This window comes from Leifsonia poae (assembly GCF_020009625.1).
Lineage (GTDB): Bacteria > Actinomycetota > Actinomycetes > Actinomycetales > Microbacteriaceae > Leifsonia > Leifsonia poae_A.
Genome location: NZ_JAIHLP010000002.1, coordinates 930,501 through 944,091, shown reverse-complemented (window position 1 = coordinate 944,091; position 13,591 = coordinate 930,501). Strand labels below are relative to the sequence as shown.

At 68.9% G+C, this 13,591-nt stretch carries 16 protein-coding genes and 1 pseudogene; 11 read left to right on the top strand and 6 right to left on the bottom strand.

The window, feature by feature from the left end; genetic code table 11:
* The first annotated feature begins 3 nt into the window (after positions 1 to 3).
* From K5L49_RS05165 to K5L49_RS05140, 6 genes are all read left to right on the top strand, one after another.
* Positions 4 to 1,215 carry an acyl-CoA dehydrogenase family protein gene (locus K5L49_RS05165; protein ID WP_223690927.1) on the top strand — a complete coding sequence of 404 codons (1,212 nt, stop codon included), beginning with the start codon at positions 4 to 6 and terminating at the stop codon, positions 1,213 to 1,215.
* Between the two features lie 119 nt (positions 1,216 to 1,334).
* Positions 1,335 to 2,102 carry a CoA transferase subunit A gene (locus K5L49_RS05160; protein ID WP_223690926.1) on the top strand — a complete coding sequence of 256 codons (768 nt, stop codon included), beginning with the start codon at positions 1,335 to 1,337 and terminating at the stop codon, positions 2,100 to 2,102.
* Entirely contained in the window at positions 2,099 to 2,764 is a 666-nt protein-coding gene (locus K5L49_RS05155) for a 3-oxoacid CoA-transferase subunit B (RefSeq protein ID WP_223690925.1), read from the top strand. The genes K5L49_RS05160 and K5L49_RS05155 overlap by 4 nt, the downstream gene beginning before the upstream one ends.
* Entirely contained in the window at positions 2,761 to 3,246 is a 486-nt protein-coding gene (locus K5L49_RS05150) for a MaoC family dehydratase (RefSeq protein WP_223690924.1), read from the top strand. The genes K5L49_RS05155 and K5L49_RS05150 overlap by 4 nt, the downstream gene beginning before the upstream one ends.
* On the top strand, positions 3,243 to 4,070 hold the full coding sequence (locus K5L49_RS05145; protein WP_223690923.1) for an HpcH/HpaI aldolase/citrate lyase family protein: 828 nt from the start codon (positions 3,243 to 3,245) through the stop codon (positions 4,068 to 4,070). Before K5L49_RS05150 ends, K5L49_RS05145 begins: the two co-directional genes overlap by 4 nt.
* 166 nt (positions 4,071 to 4,236) lie before the next feature.
* The gene (locus tag K5L49_RS05140; protein WP_223690922.1) at positions 4,237 to 5,319 is read left to right on the top strand and encodes an aldo/keto reductase; all 1,083 of its coding nucleotides are present in this window, start codon (positions 4,237 to 4,239) and stop codon (positions 5,317 to 5,319) included.
* A gap of 98 nt (positions 5,320 to 5,417) precedes the next feature.
* Here K5L49_RS05140 and K5L49_RS05135 read toward each other — a convergent pair whose 3' ends face one another.
* On the bottom strand, positions 5,418 to 6,002 hold the full coding sequence (locus tag K5L49_RS05135) for a TetR/AcrR family transcriptional regulator (RefSeq protein WP_223690921.1): 585 nt from the start codon (positions 6,000 to 6,002) through the stop codon (positions 5,418 to 5,420).
* 182 nt (positions 6,003 to 6,184) lie between these two features.
* Here K5L49_RS05135 and K5L49_RS05130 point away from each other — a divergent pair, with 182 nt between their 5' ends.
* Together K5L49_RS05130 and K5L49_RS05125 are read left to right on the top strand one after the other, a co-directional pair.
* Positions 6,185 to 7,561 (top strand): M16 family metallopeptidase, encoded by a 1,377-nt coding sequence (locus tag K5L49_RS05130; RefSeq protein WP_223690920.1) that lies wholly within the window; start codon positions 6,185 to 6,187, stop codon positions 7,559 to 7,561.
* Between the two features lie 39 nt (positions 7,562 to 7,600).
* On the top strand, positions 7,601 to 8,203 hold the full coding sequence (locus tag K5L49_RS05125) for a histidine phosphatase family protein (RefSeq protein ID WP_223690919.1): 603 nt from the start codon (positions 7,601 to 7,603) through the stop codon (positions 8,201 to 8,203).
* 36 nt (positions 8,204 to 8,239) lie between these two features.
* Here K5L49_RS05125 and K5L49_RS05120 read toward each other — a convergent pair whose 3' ends face one another.
* Positions 8,240 to 8,734 carry a GNAT family N-acetyltransferase gene (locus K5L49_RS05120; RefSeq protein ID WP_223690918.1) on the bottom strand — a complete coding sequence of 165 codons (495 nt, stop codon included), beginning with the start codon at positions 8,732 to 8,734 and terminating at the stop codon, positions 8,240 to 8,242.
* Positions 8,735 to 8,803: 69 nt separating this feature from the next.
* On the opposite strand from K5L49_RS05120, the gene dapB reads away from it, so the two are divergent.
* A complete protein-coding gene (dapB, locus tag K5L49_RS05115; protein WP_223690917.1) occupies positions 8,804 to 9,586 on the top strand; it encodes a 4-hydroxy-tetrahydrodipicolinate reductase in 783 nt (260 codons plus the stop codon).
* The gene (locus tag K5L49_RS05110) at positions 9,583 to 10,038 is read left to right on the top strand and encodes a hypothetical protein (protein ID WP_374107672.1); all 456 of its coding nucleotides are present in this window, start codon (positions 9,583 to 9,585) and stop codon (positions 10,036 to 10,038) included. Before dapB ends, K5L49_RS05110 begins: the two co-directional genes overlap by 4 nt.
* A gap of 103 nt (positions 10,039 to 10,141) precedes the next feature.
* Here K5L49_RS05110 and K5L49_RS05105 read toward each other — a convergent pair whose 3' ends face one another.
* From K5L49_RS05105 to K5L49_RS05090, 4 genes and pseudogenes are all read right to left on the bottom strand, one after another.
* Positions 10,142 to 11,035 (bottom strand): TIGR01777 family oxidoreductase, encoded by an 894-nt coding sequence (locus tag K5L49_RS05105; RefSeq protein WP_223690916.1) that lies wholly within the window; start codon positions 11,033 to 11,035, stop codon positions 10,142 to 10,144.
* A 3-nt stretch (positions 11,036 to 11,038) separates the two neighbouring features.
* The gene (locus K5L49_RS05100) at positions 11,039 to 11,464 is read right to left on the bottom strand and encodes an OsmC family peroxiredoxin (RefSeq protein WP_223690915.1); all 426 of its coding nucleotides are present in this window, start codon (positions 11,462 to 11,464) and stop codon (positions 11,039 to 11,041) included.
* Positions 11,465 to 11,571: 107 nt separating this feature from the next.
* Positions 11,572 to 12,050 (bottom strand): annotated as a pseudogene (locus tag K5L49_RS05095) (DUF4395 domain-containing protein).
* On the bottom strand, positions 12,034 to 12,477 hold the full coding sequence (locus K5L49_RS05090; RefSeq protein WP_223690914.1) for a TlpA family protein disulfide reductase: 444 nt from the start codon (positions 12,475 to 12,477) through the stop codon (positions 12,034 to 12,036). Before K5L49_RS05090 ends, K5L49_RS05095 begins: the two are co-directional and overlap by 17 nt.
* A gap of 82 nt (positions 12,478 to 12,559) precedes the next feature.
* Here K5L49_RS05090 and dapA point away from each other — a divergent pair, with 82 nt between their 5' ends.
* On the top strand, positions 12,560 to 13,537 hold the full coding sequence (dapA, locus tag K5L49_RS05085; RefSeq protein WP_223690913.1) for a 4-hydroxy-tetrahydrodipicolinate synthase: 978 nt from the start codon (positions 12,560 to 12,562) through the stop codon (positions 13,535 to 13,537).
* The last annotated feature ends 54 nt before the right edge of the window (positions 13,538 to 13,591 follow it).

Genomic DNA, 13,591 nt, shown 5'->3' with positions numbered 1-13,591 from the left:
CCCATGACAATGGAACTGACGCGCACCGACGCCGCGAGCGGCGAGACGTACGGCTTCGAGCTCACAGAGGAGCATCGCCGCCTGCGCGAGCAGGTGCGCGACTTCGCCGACACCGTGGTGGCCCCCGCCGCGTACGACTACGACACCCGTCGCAGCCTTCCCTACGAGATCATCGCTCAGATGGGTGAGATGGGCCTCTTCGGCCTGCCCTTCCCTGTCGAGTACGGCGGACAGGGCAAGGATTACCTGTCACTGTGCCTCGCCGTGGAGCAGCTCGGCCGAGTCGACCAGAGCATCGGCGTCACCCTGGAGGCCGGCGTCGGTCTCGGCGTGATGCCGGTGTTCCGCAACGGCACCGAGGCGCAGAAGCGCCAGTGGCTCCCGATGCTCACCAGTGGTGAGGCGCTCGCCGGATTCGGCCTCACCGAGGCGGATGCGGGCTCCGACGCCGCCGGTACGAAGACGACCGCCGAACTGCGCGACGGCGAGTGGGTGATCAACGGCACCAAGCAGTTCATCACCAACTCCGGCAGCGAGATCACCCGGCTGGTCACCATCACGGCGGTCACGGGGGAGTCGACTCGAATTGACGGGTCGATCAAGAAGGAGCTCTCCGCCATCCTCGTGCCGGTTCCGACGCCGGGCTTCGTGCAGGGGCCGGCCTACGACAAGGTCGGCTGGCACACCTCCGACACGCATCCGCTCACCCTCACCGATGTGCACGTGCCGGAGGCGAACCTGCTCGGCGAGCGGGGCCGCGGATACGCGAATTTCTTGCAGACGCTCGACGAGGGGCGCGTCGCTTTCGCGGCCCTCTGCACCGGCGCCGCCCAGGGCTGCCTCGATGAGGCGGTGCGGTATGCCAAGAGCCGCAACGTCTTCGGCCGCGCCATCGGCTCCAACCAGTACATCGCGTTCAAGATCGCCCGGATGCAGGCCCGCGTGCATTCTGCCCGCCTCGCCTACTACGACGCCTGCTTCAAGCTGATGGCGGGTCGACCGTTCAAGCTGGAGGCGTCGATCGCCAAGCTCGTCGGTAGCGAGGCGGCGATGGACAACGCCCGTGATGCGAGTCAGGTCTTCGGTGGCTACGGGTTCCTCAACGAGAACCCGGTGGCGCGGCACTACCGCGACTCGAAGATCCTCGAGATCGGCGAGGGCACCACCGAGGTGCAGCTCATGATCATCTCGCGCGCTCTCGGCTTCGACGACTGACCCAACCCCCTCCGCCCGGGCCACAGCAGCCGAGTCCACGAAAAGTCTGGTGACCGGGCGGGATTCAGGATACTTTTCGCGTACTCGACAGTGTCGGACCGCGAGGATCGGAGAAGACGATGATCGACAAGGTGGTGGAGAGCGCTGAGGAGGCGGTCGCCGACATCCCGAACGGGGCGTCGCTCGCGGTCGGCGGATTCGGGTTGTGCGGCATCCCGAGCGAGCTCATCCGGGCGCTGCACGACAAGGGGACGGACCAGCTCGAAGTGGTGAGCAACAACTGCGGCGTCGACGATTGGGGGCTCGGCATCCTGCTCGGCGACCGGCGCATCCGCAAGATGATCAGTTCGTACGTCGGCGAGAACAAAGAGTTCGCGCGGCAGTTCCTCTCGGGCGAGCTGGAGGTGGAGCTCACTCCGCAGGGCACGCTCGCCGAGAAGCTGCGGGCGGGCGGCGCCGGCATCCCGGCGTTCTACACGCCGGCGGGCGTCGGAACCCAGATCGCCGAAGGCGGCCTTCCCCGACGGTATGCGCCGGACGGCTCGGTCGCCGTCGCATCCGATCCGAAGGAGGTGCGGCGCTTCGAGGGGGCGGACTACGTGCTCGAACACGCCCTGACCCCGGCGTTCGCGCTGGTGCACGCGGCGAAGGGCGACCGCTACGGCAACCTCGTCTTCCACGCGGCGGCGATGAACTTCAACCCGCTCGCGGCGATGGCCGGCGGCATCACCATCGCCGAGGTCGAGGAGCTCGTCGAGCCGGGCGACCTCGACCCGGCCGAGGTGCACACTCCGGGAATCTTCGTGCAGCGCGTCGTGCACACCCCCGACGTCGAGAAGCGGATCGAGCGCCGAACGGTGCGCATCCGTGAGGGGGAGCACCGATGAGCCTCACGCGCACCGAGCTCGCGGCCCGAGTGGCGAGGGAACTCGAGAACGGCCAATACGTGAACCTGGGGATCGGCATGCCGACCCTCATCCCGAACTACATCCCCGCCGATGTCGAAGTGATCCTGCACTCGGAGAACGGCATCCTCGGCGTCGGCCCGTACCCCGACGACGAGGCTGTCGACCCCGACCTCATCAACGCGGGAAAGGAGACCGTGACCGTGAACCGGGGGGCCGCCTTCTTCGATTCGGCGCTCTCGTTCGGCATGGTGCGCGGAGGCCACGTCGATGTCGCCGTGCTCGGCGCGATGGAGGTGTCAGAACGAGGTGACCTCGCCAACTGGATGATCCCCGGAAAGATGGTCAAGGGGATGGGCGGCGCGATGGATCTGGTCTTCGGCGCGAAGCGTCTGATCGTCATGATGGAGCACGTCGACAGGGAGGGGCATCCCAAGATCGTGCGCGAGTGCTCGCTCCCGCTCACCGGCACCGGATGCGTCGACCGCATCGTCACCGACCTCGCCGTGATCGATGTGCTCCGAACCGACACGGGGGAGGGGTCGCTCGTTCTGCGGGAGGTCGCGCCCGGGGTGACCGTCGACGAAGTCGTCGCCGCGACGGGTGCACCCTTGACCGTTCGGCTGGACGGGAGCGCGCCGTGAAAGAGATCGAGCAGCGCGGGCTCTACTTCGAGGAGTTCGAGCTCGACACCCGTTACCTGCATCGGCCGGGCCGCACCGTCACCGAGGCGGACAATGTGTTGTTCACCACCCTGACGATGAACACGCAGGCATTGCACCTCGACGCCGCGTGGTCGGCGGGGCAGCCGTTCGGGGAGCGGCTGGTGAACTCGATGTTCACCCTGGCAACGATCGTCGGGGCCTCGGTCACGCAGCTGACGCAGGGCACCATCGTCGCGAACCTGGGCTTCAGCGAGGTCGTCTTCCCGCATCCGCTCCGCCACGGCGACACGCTCTACTCGGAGACCGTCGTGACCGGAAAGCGGCTGTCGGCTTCGCGCCCCGGTCAGGGGATCGTCACGCTCGTGCACACCGGCCGCAACCAGGATGGCGAGATCGTCGCCACCGCGACGCGCCAGGTGATGGTGTGGTGCCGGGATGCGCACGCAGCGGTGCCGCGATGACCGCCTTCGCCTGGGGCCCGGCGCTGCTGTTCTGTCCCGCCGACCGGCCAGACCGGTTCGCGAAGGCGCAGGAACGGGCGGATGCGGTGATCCTCGACCTCGAAGACGCGGTGGACCCCGCCCGCCGACCGTTCGCCCGGGAGGCCATCGTCTCCACGGCGGAGTCGGGCCTGCTCGACCCGGAGCGCGTCATCGTTCGTGTGAACGTCGCCGGCGGTGACGACCATTCCGCCGACCTTGCGGCGCTCGCCGCCACGCCGTACCGCACGGTGATGCTCCCCAAGGCCGAACGGCCGGACGATCTGCGAGACCTGCGCGGTCTGGATGTGATCGCTCTGTGCGAGACGGCGGCGGGCGTTCTCGCCGCTCCGCAGCTGGCGGCCGCCGATGGTGTCGTCGCCGTGATGTGGGGCGCCGAAGATCTGGTCGCGTCGCTCGGCGGCACCGCCAGCAGGCGCGCCGACGGAGGCTACCGTGACGTGGCTGTGCACGCCCGCTCCACCGTGCTGCTCGCGGCTGGCGCGGCCGGGGTCGCCGCGGTCGACACCGTGCACCTCGCCATCGACGATCTTGCCGGGTTGGCTGCCGAGGCCGAAGATGCGGCGGCGGTCGGGTTCGCTGCGACCGCGTGCATCCATCCCGGGCAGGTACCGACGATCCGGGCGGCGTACCGGCCGACGGAGCGGGAAGTGGCCGACGCCGGCGACCTGCTGGCCGCGGCCGCGGAGGCGGGCGGGGTCTTCCGTCTGCATGGGCGAATGGTGGACGGTCCGGTCATCGCGCATGCCCGCTCCGTGCTGCGTCGCGCAGAGGCTGCCCGCTGACACCCTGCCCGCCGCGGACTGTGATCAAACTGTGACCAAGCTTTCTTTAGCAGTTCACCCGGATCGACGCAACCCTGTCTGTGGTATGCCGTACGCTGCAAGTACAGGTCGAGGAGCCGGGGTCCTCGAATCGATTCGACCCAGTCGGGAGTAGGGGGAGGGGCATATGCCACAACTGCTTCCGCTCCGCTTGCGCGAGGTCGCGTCGCGTCGTTCCGCTCCGGCGGTGCCGGTGTCCGACACCCCTGAAGAAGTCCTGACCGAATCGATCGGCGTCGACGGGCTGCCCGAACTCGAATCCGACCTGGAGCGCACCCGCCCGCTCGGCATCATCGCACCCCGTCGCATCGGTCAGAGCGACCTCGCGGTCTACCCTCTCTCCCTGGGCGCGAGCGTCTTCGGCTGGACGGCCGATGGCGACACTTCGCTGCGCATCCTCGACCGCTTCGCACACCTGGGCGGCAACTTCATCGATACTGCCGACAGCTATGTCGGGGGCCGGAGCGAAGTGCTCATCGGCAAATGGATGCGCGAGCGCGGCAACCGCGACACGATGGTCGTCGCCACCAAAGTCGGCCGTCACCACGAGAACCCCGGCCTCGGCTCGGTGAGCATCGTGCGCGCGGTGGAGGCTTCGCTGGAGCGGCTGCAGACCGACCACATCGACCTCCTCTACTTCCACGACGACGACCCGGAGGTGCCGCTCGAAGACAGCCTCGCCACCGTTGAATGGCTCATCGAGAGCGGCAAGGTCCGCTACCTGGCCGCCTCGAACTTCAGCGCCGACCGCCTGATCGAGGCGCGCATCCTCTCGTCGAGCGGTCTGCCGCAGTTCGTCGCCGTGCAGACCCAGTACAACCTGATGCACCGCACGGAGTTCGAGAGCGCCCTGCGCATCGTCGCCTCGGCCCAGGGGCTCGCCGTCATGCCGTACTACGCGCTGGCCAACGGCTTCCTCACGGGGAAGTACCGCACGAAAGACGACCTCAATGCCGACGCCCGCAGCATCCGTGCCGCGGCCTACGTCAACCGTCGGGGTCAGCGCGTTCTCGCCGCGCTCGATCGTGTAGCCGCCGTGCACCAGTCCACGCCGGCGAGCGTGGCCCTCGCCTGGCTCCTCGCCAAGCGCAGTGTCGTCGCCCCGGTCGCGAGCGCCAGCCGCCCAGAACAGGTAGACGCCCTGATGCTCGCCGCCGGCATCCGCCTCACGCGCGCCCAGATGCTCGAGCTCGACCGCGTCTCCGAGTAGCCCCAGGCGGTCTCGACCTCCCCGGCGGGCGGGCCTGCTCTTCCGTCACGACGGACGATCCGACGGGGTGACGGCGGATCATCCGACGCGACCCGGGTTCATGCCTCCGAGAGAATGCGTTCCAGTGAGCGGTGCAGCGCGGCCCCGGCGGCGACCGGGTCGCCGACGTATCCGCCGGCGAGCGCGCCGTCGCGGGCCAGGATGAGGTCATCGGCGGCATCGCCGGGGTGCGGGTGGCCGATCTCGCGGAACAGGTCTTCGATGCGGTGGGCGTACCAGTCGCGGTGTGCGGTGACCGCCACGCGCACCGGGTGGCTCTCGTCGGCGAACTGGGCGGCGGCGTTGATGAACGGGTCGCCACGGAAGCCAGGACGGATGGCTTCGACGTTGATCTGGTCGACGAGGGCGCGGGCGATGGCGCGCGGGTCGCGGGTGGTCTTCTCCTGCTGCTCGAACCAGTCGCGGAGCTGCTTGTCGCGGCCTTCGACGTAGGCGATGATCAGGAGGTCTTTGGAGCGGTAGTGCTTGTAGAAAGTTGCTTTCGTCACCCGGGCGCCCGCGATGATGCGGTCGACGCCGACGGTGTGGATGCCTTCCAGGTAGAACAGCTCGTCCGCGGTTGCGAGGATTTTGACCTTCGACGGAGCGGGCGGCCGGATGGTCGCTCGGGCACTAACGGCCATCCGGCACGACTCCTTCTTTCAGGGGAGATGGTCGGGTCCATCTCCTCGCGGGTGGGCGCCGGGCCGATTGGGGGAATGGTCCGGCGCCTCTCGTAGAGAACAGTATATAGGTAGACAGACCAGTCTGTTTGTCCTCATTTCCCTCACGAGGTTTCTTCGACCGCTGGCGTAGGGTGGTGGGGATGAACAGCGCAGTCGACCTTCCCCTTGGCCTGGCCGACCTTTCTTTCGCCGCATCCGGCGAGGCACTGGTCAGACGCACCGTCTTACCGAGCGGGGTGCGCATCCTCAGCGAACAGGTCCCAGGAGCCCGTAGCGCGACTCTCGGCTACTGGGTGGCCGTCGGGTCCCGCGACGAGTCGGATGCGGTTCCGGCTTCGGGTGAGCGCGCCGCGGTTCCCGCGAGCTTCGGGTCGACGCACTTCCTGGAGCATCTGCTCTTCAAAGGCACGAACACTCGCACGGCTCTCGACATCGCCATCTCGTTCGACTCCGTCGGCGGCGAGCACAATGCGATGACCGCCAAGGAGTACACCTGCTACTACGCCAAGGTGCAAGATCGCGACCTTCCGATGGCGGTCGAGGTGATCGCCGACATGCTGGCTTCCTCGCTGCTGGATCCGACCGAGTTCGAGAACGAGCGCGGCGTCATCCTGGAGGAGTTGTCCATGGCCGAGGACGACCCGGGAGATGTGGCGAACGAGCGATTCTTCTCGGCGGTGCTCGGCGCGCATCCTCTCGGCCGGCCGATCGGCGGCAGCCCGCAGACCATCCGTGACGCGAAACGCGACGCCGTGTGGGAGCACTATCGCGCCAACTACCGTCCGCAGGACCTCGTCGTCACGGCGGCCGGCGCGGTCGATCACGACCTCCTCGTCTCCGGCGTCGAGCGGGCGCTCCGCGGTGCCGGCTGGGACCTGGACACGGCCGCCTCACCGGTCGCCCGGCGCGCGACCCGCCCTGCCGAGATCGTCCGCGGCGCCGCGGTGGTCGCCGTGGAGCGCCCGATCGAGCAGGCCAACCTGCTGATCGGAGTTCCCGGCATCGTTGCCACCGATGAGCGCCGGGTGACGATGAGCGTGCTGAACTCGATCCTCGGCGGGGGGATGTCGAGCCGGTTGTTCCAGGAGATCCGGGAGCGCCGGGGCCTGGCGTACTCCGTCTACTCCTTCTCCGGCTCCTACTCGGATGCCGGTGTGTTCGGTCTCTACGCGGGATGCGCTCCCGCCAAGGCCACCCAGGTCGCCGAGCTCATGCTCGGTGAGCTGGACCGTCTCGCCGACGGCGGCGTCACCGCGGACGAACTGCGCCGTGCCGTCGGTCAACTCTCCGGGGGCGCCGCCCTCGCCCTCGAGGACTCCGACACCCGGATGTCCCGGCTCGGCCGCGCCGAGATCAGCATGGGCGAGTTCGCGGACCTCGACGAGAGCCTCAGACGCCTGCACCTCGTCACCGTCGACGATGTGAAGGCGCTGGCCGGAGATCTCGCCGCACGGCCGTTCTCCGTCTCCGCGGTCGGCAGCGTGACCGACGACATGTTCGCCGCCCTCGCGCGCTGACCACCTCTCTCTTCCCGTTTCACCCGAAAGGTCATCCTGGTGCCCCATTACCTCTATCTCGTTCGACACGGCGAGCAGCAGGACGCCGAGCACGGGCTCCCCGATGGTCCGCTTTCCCCCCGAGGCAAGCGGCAGGCGCAGCTGATCGCCGAGCGTCTCGGGGGCATCCCGTTCACGGGGATGTACCACTCGCCCCTCAACCGGGCGGCCGAGACGGCGGCCATCATGTCCGAGCGGATGCCGGCTCTCACTCCGGAGCCGTCGAGCCTGCTGTTCGACTGCATCCCGTCGGGACCGACGCCGGATATGCCCAAATCGTTCGAGTCGTTCTTCGGCGCCGTCACCGACGCGGAGATCGAGGCCGGCCGTGCGCAGATGGAGGATGCCGTGAGCGAATTCCTCACGCCGGCGCGCGCTGACCGGCACGACCTGCTCGTCACCCACAACTTCGTGATCGGCTGGTTCGTGCGGCACGTCTTCGATGCTCCGGAGTGGCGCTGGTTGGGGCTGAACCAGGCCAATTGCGGGCTGACCATCATCCGGGTGCGTTCCGCGAAACCGCCGGTGCTCGTCGTGCACAACGACTTGGGTCACCTGCCGGTCGAGCTGCGCACCGGTCTCCCGGAGTTGCAGCCGGTCTGACCTGCGCGGCCTCGCAATCGCGTGGCCGCCCGCAGTTCAGAGCGCCTTGCCGAACCAGTTCGTCGCGTTGGGGTTGTCGTTGTACGGCTGGATGTCACTGTAGCCGTGGCTGCGGTAGAGGCCGCCGGCCGCCTCCAGGCTCGCATTGGTGTCGAGGACGAGCTCCGTCGCACCGAACCCTCTCGCCCGGTGCTCCAATTCGCTCAGGATCGCGCGGCCGAGCCCGCGGCCGCGGTGCGACGGCCGCACCCAGAGGTGTTTGATCTCGTAGCGCACGGCCACTGTGGAAGGATCGCGCTCGGCCAGCGGAAGGCTCAGTTCGCGGATGCCGCCGCATCCGGCTTCTGTGCCGTCCTCGTCGACGGCGAGCAGGAAGACACCGGCCGGCGGCACGAACTGGAGCGGGTCGGGGAAGGTCGTGCGGTAGGCGCCCTGACTCGCCGGAAACGTGACGGCACGTTCGGTGAAGTACTCCGCCAGCATCCGGTGGGCTGACGCGTCAGTGACCGCGACATCGGCAAATGACACCATGCACCCAGCGTATTCGTTCGGGACCGACGCGCCGCAGGTCGACAGCGCGGCGGCAGGTAGATTGGTCGGGTGACTATTCGCGTTGCCGTCGCTGGTGCGACCGGAAAGCTGGGCTCCGTCGCCGTCCGGCTCATCGAGCAGGCCGACGACCTCGAGCTCGTCGCCCGGTTGGGCTCACGGTCGCCGCTCGAGGAGATGCTGGGCGCCGATGTGCTCGTCGACATGACGCTCCCGGCGGTGAGCCCCGGAATCGTGGCGTTCGCCGTCGACAACGGGTTGAACGTGCTGGTGGGCACCTCCGGCTGGTCGGCCGACCGCATCCTGGACCTCGAGCGACGGGTCGCGGAGCACGACGGACTCGGTGCGGTCGTCATCCCCAACTTCTCGCTCGGTTCCGCCCTCGGCACGGCCTTCGCCACGGTGGCGGCTCGGTTCTTCGATTCGATCGAGATCATCGAGGCGCACGGTCAGGGCAAGGTCGACTCCCCGTCGGGAACGGCCGTGCGCACCGCAGAACTGATCGGCGCCGCCCGGGCCCAGCGCGGTCCGGTCGACGCGCCGCACTCCGACCAACGGGCCCGCGGCCAGCAGGTGGCGAGCGTCCCGATCCACAGCCTGCGGATGCGCGGGGTCGTCGCCCAGCAGCAGGTCGTCTTCGGCGGCGCGGGCGAGACCCTCACCATCCGTCACGACACGATCGGCTCGGAATCGTACGAAGCAGGGATCCTCCTCGCGGTGCGGGCTGCCGCGTCTGCCACCGGTGTCGTCGTCGGCCTCGACAAGCTCGTCGATCTCGGCATCGCCGAGCCGAACGGCGAGCCGCCGCGCCCCACCGTTCGCGAGAACGCGTGAGGAATCGCATCGCCGCCCTCGTGATGGCGGTCATTCTGGCCCTTTACCTGGTGCTCGTGGTGCAGCGTGCGGTCATGCTGATGGCCACGGGTGTCGGGGTCGCGATCGCGATGGGCGTGGCCTTGCTGGTGCTCCCGCTGATCGCGGCCTGGGCGATCGGACGGGAGCTGCTGTTCGGGGCGCGCACCGAGAAGCTCGTGAAGATTCTCGCCGCCGAAGGAGGGCTCCCGGTCGAAGACCTGCCCACCCGCGTGAGTGGGCGTCCCCTCAGGGATGCGGCGGACGCGGAGTTCCCGCAGTTCAAGGCCGAGGTCGAGGCCGCGCCGGAGAGCTGGCGTGCGTGGTTCCGGTTGGGGCTCGCCTACGACGCCTCCGGCGACCGTCGTCGGGCCCGCTCCGCCCTGCGCGAGTCGATCCGGCTCTACCGCGCCACCCGGCACGCCCGCGCCTGACTCGCCCCGCGCCGCCGCCGCCCGACGGAACATTCGTGCCGAATGTCGACTCCAAGCGATGGAAAAGCAGACATCTGGCACGAATGTTCGGGCGGCGGAAGGCTTAGACGGCGCGGAGCAGGCGGTTCATCGCATCCTGCACCGTGGCGTCGCGGAAGGTGAAACCGTCCGCCAGCAGCTTCTCGGGGATGACCTTCTGGCTCGACAGCAGCAGTTCATGTCCGGCTTCGCGTAGCGCGAGTGTCACCACCTTCTCGGGCAGCGGAAAACCGTATGGCCGATGTGCGGCGGTAGCCAGCGCCCTCAGCAGCTGGTCGGCAGTGGCGGGGGTCGGCCCGGTGATGTTGACCGGTCCCGAGAGGGTGGATGCGCCGAGCAGATGGACGATCGCGGCAGCCTCATCGTGCAGGCTCACCCACGGCCAGTGCTGGCCGCCGGTGCCGATCGGCCCGGCCAGACCGAGCCGCGCCAACGGCAGCAGCGGTTTCATGGCGCCGCCGCGCCCGATGACGACACCGGTCCGGGCGGTGATCACCCGGGTCTTCTCGGGCGCCAGATGCGCCGCCGTCTCCCAGGCGGCCACGACATCGGAGAGGAACCCTGTGCCCTTGATGGCGTTCTCGGTGAGCTTCTGACCGGGGCGGTCTCCGTAATAGCCGACGGCCGAGCCGCTGACGAACACCGCCGGAGCACGGCCGGCCATCCGCATCGCGTCGGTGAGGGTGTGCGTGGCCTCCAACCGCGACGACAGGATCTGCCGCTCGTACGCTTTGGTCCAGGGGAGCCGGCTGAGCGAGGCGCCGGCGAGGTTCACCACCGCATCCACCCGCTCCATCAGGGTGAAGTCCACCATGCGGGCGGCCGGCGCCCAGTTGAACTCGCTGTCGGTGGTGGGCCTGCGGCGCACCAGCCGCCACACCTCGTGCCCTGCCGCGGTCAGCTGGGCGCTGAGCTCGGTGCCGATCATGCCGGAGGCGCCGGCGATGAGCACCCGCATGCTCTAGGCCAGGTTGGCTTCGATGGTGATCGGGATCCCGACCAGCGCACGCGAGACCGGGCAGGTCGACTTGGCTTCCTCGGCCAGGCGCTGGAAGTCGTCCGCCGCGAGCCCGGGGACGCGGGCGCTGACGAGCAGGTGGCTACCCGTGATGCCCTGGGCCGGGTCGAACGTGACGGCGGCGGTTACCTGGATGCTCTCCGGGGTGGTGCCGAAGCCGCTGAGGATGTTCGAGAACGCCATCGAGAAGCAGGCGGCGTGCGCGGCGCCGAGCAGCTCTTCCGGGGTGGTGACGCCCGCGGCGCCCTCGGAGCGGGCCGCCCAGGTGACCGGGAACTCTGCGGTGTGCGAGGAGTCGAGGGTGACCGTTCCGTTCCCCGATTTCAGGTCGCCGTTCCAGACGGTTGTCGCTTCGCTCGTGACTGCCATGACGGCCTCCCGTTGTGTCGATGCCGACCGGATCGCCGACGGTTGTCCAGCCTACTGGCGACCTCCGCGGGGTGTCAGGCGCCCACGGGGGATTCCCGGGAAGGCCGTCAGGCGGCTTCGGTTCCGTGGCCGCGGCGGACGATCCCGGCGCGGACCAGCAGCAGGTAGATCTGGCAGCCGAGGCAGTAGCCGAAGACGGAGTTGAGGAAGGCCGCCACGAAAGCCAGGGCTGCGGCGATCGGGAGCACGTAGGGGACGCCGACCAGGTGCAGCACCAGACCGAGACCGGTGACGACGAGCCCGACGCCCTGGGCGAAGGTGGGAGGCGCAGGGTCTTCTCGTTCGGTCGGCGGCGCGAGCCTCGGCCGGATCACTGTGCGGAACAGCAGCCCGTAGGGATGCCGCTGAATGCCGGCGAACGCTCCCCACGCGAACAGCAGCGCGATCGCCAGCAGGAGCACGAAGGCCGCCACGGTCGCGCCGACGAGGCCGAGGTAGAGGTCGATCAGGAGGAGCACGGCGGTGATCCCCGCGCCGAAGCGGGGGAGCGCGGGTCGATTCCGGTGGGGTCAGGCTGGGGTGACACGGGGGCTCCCGAAGAGGTCGTCGAGGGTGGCGCGCACCTCGTCGGCGCGCGCGGCGCCGCCGATTCTGGCGCGGATCGTGCCGCTCGCGTCGAGCACGAACGTGGTGGGGGTCTGCAGGATGCCGAAGCGCTTGGCGAGGTCGGGCCGGTCGGTCAGGTCGATCTCCGCGTGGTCGACGCCCACCCGCTCGGAGCTGATCTCTCCCAGCACGCGGGCCGTGGCCCGGCACGGAGCGCAGAATTCCGTAGAGAACTGCAGCAGCGTCGCGTCGACGCCGAAGGCGGGCAGGCCGACATCGGCGGCGGCGACGCGCCCGCCGCCGGTCTTGCGGTGCACTCGGCCGGTGCGCGCACGCCAGAGCAGCCCGACCGCCGTCGCGACGACGAGGAGCCCGAGCAGTACTGCGACCGCCGTCAAGCCATTCATGATGCGGCGAGACTACGCGCCGTGGGTGCTTCCGGGCCGACTATGACTGAAGGTTACGAGCCCGACCCGCTAGCCTGGTGGCATGTCGAACTCCTCGAATCCGTTCGGCCAGGTCCTCGTGGCACTGGTCACCCCGTTCACCGCCGATGGCGAAGTCGACTGGGCCGGCGTGGAGAAGCACATCGATGACGTCATCACGGCGGGGGCCGACGGTATCGTCGTCACGGGCACGACGGGGGAGACCTCGACGTTGACCGACCAGGAGAAGCTGCGCCTCGTGGAGGTCGGCAAAGATGTCGCCGCCGGTCGTGCCAAGATCATCACCGGTGGCGGGTCGAACGAGACCGCCCACGCCATCCAGCTGTACCAGCAGAGCGAGAAGGCCGGCGCCGACGGCGTGATGATCGTCACGCCGTACTACAACAAGCCGACCCAGGCCGGCATCCTCACCCATTTCCGGATGATCGCCGACTCGACCGATCTGCCGGTGATCCTCTACGACATCCCGGGCCGCACCGGCGTTCCCATCACGTACGAGACGATCCTGCGCATCGCCAAGCACCCCAATGTGCTGGCGATCAAAGATGCGAAGGGCGACTTCAGCGAGGTCAGCCGCGTGCTCAACCAGACCGACCTGCTCTACTTCTCGGGCGACGATGCCAATGTGCTGCCGCATCTGGCGATCGGCGCATCCGGGCTCATCGGGGTGACGGCCAACATCGCGGCCCGGCCCTATCGGCAGATCGTCGACGCGGTCAACGCCGGCGACCTCACGACGGCGACGATCGCGCACCAGCAGCTCGAACCGCTGGTACGGGCCGTGATGACCCATGTGCCCGGCACCGTCGCGGCCAAGTACATCCTGCACGGCCTCGGCCGCATCTCCAGCCCGCGCGTGCGCTTGCCGCTCGTCGGTCCGGAGGAGTGGGAGGCCGCGCAGATCGAAGACGAGCTCGACCTGGTCAAGAACATCCCGGGCGTCGACTTCTCCAACTTCCGGCCCGATCGCAATGCCGCCGCCGGTGGCGCGCTGCCGAAGATCGCCGGAACCACACGCTAGGGGCCGCGCCACTGCGCGGTCCGCACCACAAGGGACGCTTCGGCGTCCGCAATG

Excerpts from the sequence above, each read along its gene's own strand:
- K5L49_RS05120 (WP_223690918.1), bottom strand. The coding sequence starts at position 8,734 with ATGGTGTCATTTGCCGATGTCGCGGTCACTGACGCGTCAGCCCACCGG.
- K5L49_RS05145 (WP_223690923.1), top strand. The coding sequence starts at position 3,243 with ATGACCGCCTTCGCCTGGGGCCCGGCGCTGCTGTTCTGTCCCGCCGAC.
- K5L49_RS05155 (WP_223690925.1), top strand. The coding sequence starts at position 2,099 with ATGAGCCTCACGCGCACCGAGCTCGCGGCCCGAGTGGCGAGGGAACTC.
- K5L49_RS05160 (WP_223690926.1), top strand. The coding sequence starts at position 1,335 with ATGATCGACAAGGTGGTGGAGAGCGCTGAGGAGGCGGTCGCCGACATC.
- K5L49_RS05130 (WP_223690920.1), top strand. The coding sequence starts at position 6,185 with ATGAACAGCGCAGTCGACCTTCCCCTTGGCCTGGCCGACCTTTCTTTC.
- K5L49_RS05140 (WP_223690922.1), top strand. The coding sequence starts at position 4,237 with ATGCCACAACTGCTTCCGCTCCGCTTGCGCGAGGTCGCGTCGCGTCGT.
- K5L49_RS05090 (WP_223690914.1), bottom strand. The coding sequence starts at position 12,477 with ATGAATGGCTTGACGGCGGTCGCAGTACTGCTCGGGCTCCTCGTCGTC.
- K5L49_RS05100 (WP_223690915.1), bottom strand. The coding sequence starts at position 11,464 with ATGGCAGTCACGAGCGAAGCGACAACCGTCTGGAACGGCGACCTGAAA.
- K5L49_RS05105 (WP_223690916.1), bottom strand. The coding sequence starts at position 11,035 with ATGCGGGTGCTCATCGCCGGCGCCTCCGGCATGATCGGCACCGAGCTC.
- K5L49_RS05135 (WP_223690921.1), bottom strand. The coding sequence starts at position 6,002 with ATGGCCGTTAGTGCCCGAGCGACCATCCGGCCGCCCGCTCCGTCGAAG.
- K5L49_RS05165 (WP_223690927.1), top strand. The coding sequence starts at position 4 with ATGACAATGGAACTGACGCGCACCGACGCCGCGAGCGGCGAGACGTAC.
- dapA (WP_223690913.1), top strand. The coding sequence starts at position 12,560 with ATGTCGAACTCCTCGAATCCGTTCGGCCAGGTCCTCGTGGCACTGGTC.